Source organism: Mesorhizobium metallidurans STM 2683 (genome assembly GCF_000350085.1).
Lineage (GTDB): Bacteria > Pseudomonadota > Alphaproteobacteria > Rhizobiales > Rhizobiaceae > Mesorhizobium > Mesorhizobium metallidurans.
The window spans coordinates 1-8,186 of sequence record NZ_CAUM01000110.1; the positions used below are offsets into that span (position 1 = coordinate 1).

An 8,186-nucleotide genomic window follows, 5' to 3' on the forward strand; every position below is an offset into this window, starting at 1 on the left:
TGTCCGGTACAAATCGTCACCTATCTCTCAGGTCGCTCAACCGATCGCCGCACGAACCAATCTCCGCCGATTGCCGCATGTAAATGGCGTCAGGAAATCGCCGCGCTATCCAACCACAGCGAGGTATGCGCTGGTCGTTACACGCCCCAAACGTCTGGATTTCGTGCGAAGCATTCGATCAGCATTTCGATGAGGACCCGCACTTTCCGCGTGGGATGCTGACCCGGCGGGCGTACGACATATGCGGCCCCCGGCGGTACCGGATAGCGTGTCATCACCGGAACGAGCGCGCCGGAGGCCACATATTCGTGTGTGATGCAATCGGGGAGCCAGGCGATGCCGAGCCCTGCCGCCGCGGCAGCGGCAAGCGCCGTAGCGTTGTCGGCCTTGAACCTGCCCTGCGGCTGAGCCGTGACGATCTTGTCGCCATCCATGAACTGCCAGGCTTCCGTTCCTTGCATGAGGGCCTGATGGTTGACGAGCTGCTCTACCGTCTCGGGTGAACCGTGCGCTTTGATATAATCCGGGCTTGCGACAAGCTTTCCATAGATCGGCCCGACGCGCTTCGCGATCAGGTTGGAGTCCTGAAGGTAACCAACCCGGATCGCGCAATCGAAACCTTCGGCGATCAGATCGACGAAGCGATCGCTGTAGGAGGTATGGATGTGGAGCTGCGGGTGGTGTCGTGCCATTTCCGCAAGCACGGGGGCAAAGTGGGTTGGGCCAAAAGAAAGCGGCATGGCAACCCTCAGGCGGCCACGCAGTTCCCCGGTGGGGAGGATCGTTTCCCTGGCGGCATCGATCTCGGCGCTGGCTCGGGCCGCATGGTCTCTGAACGTGATTCCCGCTTCTGTGAGCGCGGCGCCGCGGGTCGTTCGTGCAAGAAGCTGGACGCCAAGCTCCGCTTCAACCCGAAAGAGCCGCCGACTGACGATCGATTTGGAGATGCCGAGCCGGCGCGCGCCGGCCGATACGCCCCCTGCATCGGCCACCGCGACGAATGTCTGTAGATCTTCGATGTCCAATTCGGCGTTCCTCTTTTCGCGACACAGCTTGCCTGATTATGGCACTACCGCATCGCCGAAAGGAACAGCAAATTGCGTCCAGGCAACGTCGCCCGCTGGCGCATGTCTCCCATGAACCATTGCCGTCCATGGCGGCAGAGAAAGGAAGTCTTGATGACCCCTCGTAACGGCCTTGATTCACTTCTTCGCCCCGAAGACTCGGTCCTCGTGCTGATCGATCACCAACCTTATCAGCTCGCAAACCTGAACAGCCACGATCCGCACATGGTGGTCAACAACACGACCGCGCTGGCGAAGCTGGCAAAAGCCTTCAATGTTCCGACCATACTCACCAGCGTGATCGCGGCGCGCGGTGGACTTCTCTTTAAGCAGATCACCGACGTATTTCCGGACCAGGAAGTCATCGATCGCACCTGGGTGAACACCTGGCAGGACGAGAATGTGGTGAACGTCGTCAAGGCGACCGGCCGCAAGCAGCTGATCATCGCCGGCCTGTGGACCGAGGTCTGCGTCGCAATGCCTGTGATCCAGGCCGCCGGCGAAGGCTGGGACGTGACCGTGATCACCGACGCGTCGGGCGGGATTTCGAAGGAGTCTCACGAAGTTGCCATCCAGCGAATGATCGCGGCCGGCGCTAACGTGATGACCGTGATGGCGCTCGCTGGCGAATGGCAACGCGATTGGGCGCGCACCGAGCATGTCGAGGAGCTGACCGAGATTCTCATCCAGCACTTCGGCGGCAGCGGCATCGCGTATCTTTGGGAGCAGCAGCTTCTCAACACGCCAGTAACCGGCTGATCCCGGCCGGAGCATTTCGGTGAGGGTCGGAATCGATCCGTTTGCCGGCCCTCGCCGCCCTCACCTCACAGGGAAGCCTTCTACCGAAACAAATCCGCTCATGTGTGATCCCACCCGCCGCCTTTTGAATAACTCGCGGAGTTCCTCGATGCCTCCCACCTTCACCCTTGGCCCGCCGCTCAACCGCCGCGATGTCCTGATCTCGGTCTCGGCGCTTACCGCAAGCTTGGCCTTTTCCATTGGGTACCGCGCGTGCCGCGGCGCCCGCCACCCGCGATACTCCAGAAGGAGAACACACCATGGGCTTTGTCACCACCGACGACGGCGTACAGATTTTCTACAAGGACTGGGGTCCCAAGGACGCCCAGCCGATCGTTTTTCACCATGGCTGGCCGCTCAGCTCCGACGACTGGGACGCGCAGATGCTGTTCTTCCTGTCGAAGGGCTATCGCGTCGTCGCCCATGACCGGCGCGGCCACGGACGCTCGGAGCAGGTCGCCGACGGCCACGACATCGATCATTACGCCGCCGACGCGTTTGCTGTCGCCAGGGCGCTGGACCTGAAGAACGCGGTTCATATCGGCCATTCCACCGGTGGCGGCGAAGTCGCGCGCTACGTGGCGCGGCACGGCGAACCTGCGGGCCGGGTGGCCAAGGCCGTCCTTGTCGCTGCCATTCCGCCGCTGATGCTGAAGACCGACGACAACCCCAAAGGAACACCCATGAAGGTCTTCGACGGCTTTCGGTCGGCACTGGCCAGCAGCCGTGCACAGTTCTTTCGCGACGTCCCGTCAGGCCCGTTCTACGGCTTCAACCGCGAGGGCGCGACAGTCCATGAAGGGGTGATCCAGAACTGGTGGCGGCAGGGCATGATGGGTAGCGCCAAGGCGCACTATGATGGCATCAAGGCCTTCTCGGAAACCGACCAGACCGATGACCTCAAGGCGATCACCGTGCCGACGCTGGTGTTGCACGGTGAGGACGATCAGGTCGTTCCGATCGCCGCCTCGGCTTTGAAGGCGGTCAAGCTGCTGTCGAAGGGCACGCTGAAGACCCATCCCGGTTTCTCGCACGGGATGCTGACGGTGAATGCTGACGTGCTAAACGCCGACCTTCTGGAGTTCGTCGCCAGCTAAGGTGCCTGTGGGAGCGGGGCTTCTGGCCCTCTCCCGCAGTTCGAGTCGGGCGACAGTCTCTCAATCCCCGCCTGTCCACCAACGTCTGCCTCCCGGGTAGCGCGCCTAAAAGTGGACTGAAGGGTTTCTCACCCAATTCGAGCCATTCGCTTGCAACTCCATTTAGGAGGGCTATGGAGGGGAATAGGGTAGATATAGTTCTCCGTTTCGTCGTTCTCTGTCCGCCAGATACGTATAACTGCTTGTTTTAAATGCTATTTCTAATCCGCGCGATTTCGCTTCCTGCGGCAAGTTTGCCGGTTGATCAGTGCCGACCCTTCGGTGCCTCCAGGAACTCGACAAAGCTCTCCGTCGCCTTGTCGAGTGGCGTTCCTTCCGTATTGCAGCCTCGCACGATAGCGGCAGCGATTTGCAGCATGTCGGCTCGGCTCCCGACAAGTTTCGCCACCACGGCGTTCTCTGCGCCGTCACTTTCCCCGTCGTAGCTAAAGCGCTGCGCCACAAACAAGGTCAGCCTGAGATTGTCGCCCATGAACTGGAGTGGGCCGGCGCCGGTGACAAAGGTGTCAGAGACGCAGAAGGGTTCGACTGTCGGCACGTTGCTCATGAAGCTGTTCCTTCGAGTGCCTTGTAACAGGCATTCCTCGCCTTATGGGTCATACCTGCTGCGACGTTTGCAGTGAAGTCGCGTCCGGTCATCACCTGATTGGAGGAGGCAAAGCCGGTTTGATCGAACAGATTTCGCTCAATTGCCCGACGGCGAAGCCGGCACCATCGAAAACAGTAGATGTAGGGGATCTATGCAAGCTCAATCCGCCCGAAAGGTCGGCGGAACGAAAAAGTTGATTTTTCGAACTGGGGATATGGCGTTAGTCTGCAATGCACTCTCACAAAGCTAGGAGCCATAGGATGAAGACCACCATCTTAGTCGCTGCCGCTCTAGGCCTTTCAGTGTCCGGCGCCGCGGCGGAATGTGTTGGCCACACCAAAACGACGGCTTCCGTCGATCAGCAATCCAAAGTGGCAAGCATCGCGAACAGCAATACGCCAACAACTGCCGACACCGCGACAACTGCCGACCCGCCGATCCTCAAAAAGGAAGACGCGAAAGAGGCGGAATAGGCTCTTCAACACGAGCAAGCCCCGACTGACCGCCCACCCAGGTGGCGGAGCGTTTGGCGTCGGCCGAGACATGTTTGGCTGCGACCCAAGAGCGTCATAAGTCTCGATAGCCCGTCCAGACCGTTCGAAAGAGACGCCGGACCCTGCCCGGCGCCTCTTTCGTCTTTTCAATCTTCCGACCACACCGCCACTCATAGCCGTCCGGATTGGAGAAATAGAAGCGGCCGCGCGGGAATGATAAGCCGGCTTGGCGATCCTACTGCCGGCCTCCTTGACGCCGCGCTGGATCTCCTCGTTCTCGCCGTGCTCGTCCCGTTTTGGCACGGTCGAATTGGCATCTGAATTGCTCTGTGAGACTCGCCAGAGTTGGGCTCGCTGATTGCGGGGCAGCGAGCTTCTTCGGTCATTGTGTGAGCGCTTTCATATCAGTTTCACACACGAAGGCTTTGAATGGGTGTCGCCAAGCGCTGCGAAGGAGATGGAAAATGGGTTTAGCCGAAAACTTATCCGATATCGCGCTCACATTCGGTTGTCCGGATTGCTCGCATCCGACGGTAAGGAAGGGCTCCGCGCTGAGAACGATCGCCCACATCAGATGCGACGGGTGCAACGCCAAGGTGCGGATCACTTATCCGCACAAGCTGGCAATCTTCGAAAAGCACAAGCAACTGGCCGCCCAAGGCGCTTTTTGATTGGCTGTTGCCAGGCATGGGGCAGCGGCTAACAGGATCTCGACACGCGTTGCTTTCTCGCCGAGCGCCACTTTGGCTTGTCCTTGATTTTTCCAGCGCCAATTCCAATTTCATGCCGCACTGACTTGTCGGCTCCCATCCTGCCGGACATCCAGAAGGAAAATCAATGGGGCGCCGGCCTCGGCCCGGCGCCCCGCACCATCCTGTTCACCTCTCCGACCACACCGCCAGCACGTAACCGTCCGGGTCGGAAAAATGGAAGCGGCGGCCGCCCGGGAAGGAGTAGGCCGGCTTGACGATATTGCCGCCGGCCTCCTCGACGCGGCGCTGGATCTCGTCAAGCTTTTCGGCATAGAGAATCACCAGCGGGCCGCCGGCCGCTTTGCCCTGGCCACCGAGAGCGAAGCCGCCGGTCAGGCGGCCGTCGTTGAACTCGCAATAGCCCGGTCCATAGTCCTTGAAGGACCAGTCGAAAGCCTTGCCGTAGAAGTCGCGCGAGCGCGCGATCTCGGCGACGGAAAACTCGACATAGTCGATGCGCTTGTCGTTGCTGGATTTGGCCATGATCTTCTCCTTTCGTGGTTTTGAAATTCAGCGTTCGAGCAATGCTTTCAGGGCTTTGAGGTCGCGATCGACCGCTGTGGCATCGGCGGCGAACACCTTCTCTGTCATTTCAGGCGCCTTCAGAAGCGTGAACATCACTTCCGCGCCGGTCCCGTTAGGAACCACGCGCACCGCATTGCGGGTTTCCGTGTCCTCGGCAAAGACGATGTGGTCGAGGACGCCGAATTCGTTGGGCCGGGAGAAACGGATGCGGATAAGCCGGCCGTCCGGATCCTCCGCCGTCCACCCCCTGCCCGATTGCTCGAAGCGCCTGCCGAGGCCTGCCGCCCAACGCTGGAAGTTCTCCGGGATGAAGGCGAAGTCGTAGACTTCGCGCCAGTCCCGGTCGATGGACACGGTGATGATGCGGGATTTGTAGATGGTCATATCTGCCTCCTTTCGATGAGGCAGACTAGGCGGACGTCGCGCTGGCGTATTGAACAAAACGGCCAGTCAGGCGCCGAGTTGCCGCAGAACCGCCGCGGGCGAAAAGCCCGCCAGGCGCCGCACCTCGCGGGTGAGGTGCGCCTGGTCGCTATAGCCTGCTTCGAAGGCGAGACCGGCAAGACGCTCGCCACCGGAGCGCCGCGCCAGGCTCAGGAACCGCTGGAAGCGGAGAATGCGGTCAAGCGTCTTCGGGCCATAGCCGAAAGCCTCCTGGCAGCGGCGGCGGAGCGTTCGCGGGCTGACGTCCAGCCGGTCGAGAATCACCGCCATGCCCGGACCGGCGGATTCAGTCTTCAGCGCGTTGAAGGCAAATCCCATGTCCGGAGGCGGCGGCTCGACATCGGGCGCGAGCCTGGAGAGTGCCGCTTCCATCACCCGCATCCGCTCCGCCGTGGAGGACGCATCACCAATTCTGCGGGCAATTTCGCGCGCCGGCTTTCCCCAGAAGTGGCTGAGCTCCACCCGGTCGCCGACGATCTCCGACATTGGCAGGCCGAGCCACCGGCTTGCCGCACCTGGGCGGAAGCGGGCGCCGATCACGGTACAGCCCGGTGTCAGTGCGGAGAGGGCAACGGCAACGTCAGGACCCGCTACGACCAGTTCGCCGTCGATCCAGGTGATGTCGACGCAGCCGTCCGGAACCACGGCCGACAGGCTCCCTCGATCCGGCCGCACCGCATTGGACCAGACACACTGGATATGTCCTTCGAGTGCGGCCGCGGGATCGAATTCGCGGTAGTCCCCGATCGCTCCGGAAAGGATGGCTGTGTTGGCGTCGGACATCATGAGCCTCTCCCGTGAGGAATACTTTCGGCAGGCATTCTTCGACGCCCGCATCTAATCTATTGCCGTGGCGGCTTGCATCAACCCTGCCCCGGCCGGATCCGCCATTTGCGGTCGATTCCCCGCCATCCCGCGACATGGCAGCCGATTGCCGCATGGCATGGTTTTTACTATCCCTGTGCCTGCGGAGGACCGCTTGGCATGAGCATTTTCGACAGGTTTTCCCTCAAGGGGCGCGTGGCGCTCGTTACCGGAGGCGGGCGTGGTCTCGGCTTCGAGATCGCGCGCGCCTTTACTGAGGCGGGAGCCCATGTGGTTTTAACCGGCCGCACGGCCGCAACGCTCGACAGTGCCGTCGCCACTATCGCGAAGAGCGGCGGCAGTGCCGAGGCGGCGACCTTCGACATAGCGGATGTGACGGCCGGCCGCGCCGCGATCGCGGACATCCGCCAAACCTGCGGCCGCTTGGACATCCTCGTCAACAATGTCGGCGCCCGCGACAGGAGGCCGCTCGCGGCGTTCGGGGATGACGATATCCTTGAGTTGATCCGGACGGATCTGCTCTCGGCGATCTCGCTGTCGCGGGATGCTGCTGAGATCATGAAGGCGCAAGGTCATGGCCGGCTGATCGCGGTTACCTCGATCGTCGGCGAGATGGCGCGTCCCGGTGACGCCATCTATCCCGCCGCCAAGCAGGGGCTGACCGGCTTGATGCGCAGCATGGCCGTCGAATATGGCGCCCACGGGGTGACCAGCAACGCCATTGCCCCAGGGATGTTTGCAACCGAGACCAACGCGGCGCTGGCGGAAAATCCCGATATGCTTTCCTTCGCCCGCCAGCGGGTTCCGCTGCAACGCTGGGGACGGCCGGAGGAAATCGCCGGCGCCGCACTTTTCCTGGCCAGCGACGCGGCCACCTTCGTCAACGGCCATGTTTTGACCGTCGATGGCGGAATGTCCGTGCAGATGTGACGATTGCGCGGCGCTGAAAATTTGCCGGGATTCAAATCCCGTTCACAGTATCTTCATCGTTCACGGCCTCGTCTCCGGAACGGCTCGCGGTTGATTTTCCCGCCGAAGTATGGTGCTTCTCCCGGCCATGAAGAAGCTGTGTCTAACCGTCCTGGCATCAGCAACGCTGGCTTTGCCGGCTAATGCCATGGACAGCGCCTTGCGCGCCGGCCTGTTGAAACTCGACCCGCAAACCCGGCTCGAACAGCGATGCGACGCTGAAGTGCTCGACCGGATCAGCCACGACGATCACAAATACAAGGCCGATCGCGTCGTCGCTTACGCGTTTGCGACACCCGAAATGGGTCCCGATGCAATCAGGAGTCCCGGGGCTGCCTTTCGCAGCAAGGGGCAGTGGTACCGGCTGAAGTTCAAGTGCCAGACTGCGCCGGATCATATGCAGGTGCTGGATTTCCGCTACCGGATCGGCGACGAGATTCCGGAAACCGATTGGGCGAAGTACAATCTCTACGATTAGCGTGCCGCGCACCTGGACGCGCAAGGAGCTCTAACAATTTGAATCTATGCATCGTGCTTGCCGAAAATCGATTCCGATTTTCGGGCTAAGG

At 61.3% G+C, this 8,186-nt stretch carries 11 protein-coding genes; 6 read left to right on the plus strand and 5 right to left on the minus strand.

Annotated features, from left to right (window positions below; genetic code table 11):
- Nucleotides 1–137 precede the first annotated feature (137 nt).
- Complete coding sequence (locus MESS2_RS17820; protein WP_008875779.1) at nucleotides 138–1,025, minus strand: LysR family transcriptional regulator; 888 nt, start codon at nucleotides 1,023–1,025, stop codon at nucleotides 138–140.
- A gap of 153 nt (nucleotides 1,026–1,178) precedes the next feature.
- Here MESS2_RS17820 and MESS2_RS17825 point away from each other — a divergent pair, with 153 nt between their 5' ends.
- Nucleotides 1,179–1,823, plus strand: a complete 645-nt coding sequence (locus tag MESS2_RS17825; protein ID WP_008875780.1) for a hydrolase — start codon at nucleotides 1,179–1,181, stop codon at nucleotides 1,821–1,823.
- A gap of 299 nt (nucleotides 1,824–2,122) precedes the next feature.
- Nucleotides 2,123–2,959 (plus strand): alpha/beta fold hydrolase, encoded by an 837-nt coding sequence (locus MESS2_RS17830; protein WP_008875782.1) that lies wholly within the window; start codon nucleotides 2,123–2,125, stop codon nucleotides 2,957–2,959.
- 304 nt (nucleotides 2,960–3,263) lie between these two features.
- On the opposite strand, the gene MESS2_RS17835 is transcribed toward MESS2_RS17830, so the two are convergent.
- Nucleotides 3,264–3,566 (minus strand): hypothetical protein, encoded by a 303-nt coding sequence (locus MESS2_RS17835; RefSeq protein WP_008875783.1) that lies wholly within the window; start codon nucleotides 3,564–3,566, stop codon nucleotides 3,264–3,266.
- A 302-nt stretch (nucleotides 3,567–3,868) separates the two neighbouring features.
- Here MESS2_RS17835 and MESS2_RS17840 point away from each other — a divergent pair, with 302 nt between their 5' ends.
- Nucleotides 3,869–4,081: a hypothetical protein gene (locus MESS2_RS17840; RefSeq protein WP_008875785.1), complete on the plus strand. Its 213-nt coding sequence runs from the start codon at nucleotides 3,869–3,871 to the stop codon at nucleotides 4,079–4,081.
- A 485-nt stretch (nucleotides 4,082–4,566) separates the two neighbouring features.
- Complete coding sequence (locus tag MESS2_RS17845; RefSeq protein ID WP_008875786.1) at nucleotides 4,567–4,773, plus strand: hypothetical protein; 207 nt, start codon at nucleotides 4,567–4,569, stop codon at nucleotides 4,771–4,773.
- Nucleotides 4,774–4,980: 207 nt separating this feature from the next.
- On the opposite strand, the gene MESS2_RS17850 is transcribed toward MESS2_RS17845, so the two are convergent.
- The 3 genes from MESS2_RS17850 to MESS2_RS17860 form a co-directional block, all read right to left on the minus strand.
- A complete protein-coding gene (locus MESS2_RS17850) occupies nucleotides 4,981–5,337 on the minus strand; it encodes a VOC family protein (protein ID WP_008875787.1) in 357 nt (118 codons plus the stop codon).
- Between the two features lie 27 nt (nucleotides 5,338–5,364).
- Nucleotides 5,365–5,763, minus strand: a complete 399-nt coding sequence (locus tag MESS2_RS17855) for a hypothetical protein (protein WP_008875788.1) — start codon at nucleotides 5,761–5,763, stop codon at nucleotides 5,365–5,367.
- A gap of 66 nt (nucleotides 5,764–5,829) precedes the next feature.
- Entirely contained in the window at nucleotides 5,830–6,609 is a 780-nt protein-coding gene (locus tag MESS2_RS17860; protein ID WP_008875789.1) for an AraC family transcriptional regulator, read from the minus strand.
- A gap of 198 nt (nucleotides 6,610–6,807) precedes the next feature.
- Here MESS2_RS17860 and MESS2_RS17865 point away from each other — a divergent pair, with 198 nt between their 5' ends.
- Together MESS2_RS17865 and MESS2_RS17870 are read left to right on the plus strand one after the other, a co-directional pair.
- The gene (locus MESS2_RS17865) at nucleotides 6,808–7,578 is read left to right on the plus strand and encodes an SDR family oxidoreductase (protein WP_008875791.1); all 771 of its coding nucleotides are present in this window, start codon (nucleotides 6,808–6,810) and stop codon (nucleotides 7,576–7,578) included.
- Nucleotides 7,579–7,687: 109 nt separating this feature from the next.
- On the plus strand, nucleotides 7,688–8,095 hold the full coding sequence (locus tag MESS2_RS17870; protein WP_008875792.1) for a DUF930 domain-containing protein: 408 nt from the start codon (nucleotides 7,688–7,690) through the stop codon (nucleotides 8,093–8,095).
- The last annotated feature ends 91 nt before the right edge of the window (nucleotides 8,096–8,186 follow it).